Source organism: Pseudomonas sp. PF05 (genome assembly GCF_056521845.1).
This window is the reverse complement of record NZ_JBWLPW010000093.1, coordinates 1-376: the sequence shown is the minus strand read 5'-3', so window position 1 is coordinate 376 and position 376 is coordinate 1. Positions and strand designations below refer to the sequence as shown.

The window sequence follows — 376 nt, the reverse complement described above, 5'->3', positions numbered from 1 at the left end:
GCAGTTCTGGGGCATGCCCAAGCGCGGCCTGGCGTTCCTGTTGGCCAACGTCATGTTCTGGCAACCGCTGTGGGCCCAGGCCGACGGCATCGTGGTCAGCGCGCCGGGCACCAGCCTCGGCCAGGCCGGCAATGGCGTGCCGGTGGTCAACATCGCCAAGCCCAACGGCAGTGGCCTGTCTCACAACCAGTTCAAGGACTATAACGTCGGCAGCAACGGCGTGATCCTCAACAACGCCACGTCCCGCACCCAGTCCACGCAATTGGGCGGCATCATTATCGGCAACCCGAACCTCAAGGGCACGGCCGCCAAAGTCATCCTCAACGAAGTCAACGGCGGCAACCCGAGCCAGCTGCGTGGCTACACCGAAGTGGCC

1 protein-coding gene is annotated in these 376 nt (G+C 64.6%); it reads left to right on the top strand.

The features are described 5' to 3' along the window. Positions 1-13: 13 nt before the first annotated feature. Positions 14-376 (top strand): two-partner secretion domain-containing protein (locus AC09SL_RS29575; protein ID WP_479572024.1); only part of this gene is annotated, 363 nt, incomplete at its 3' end.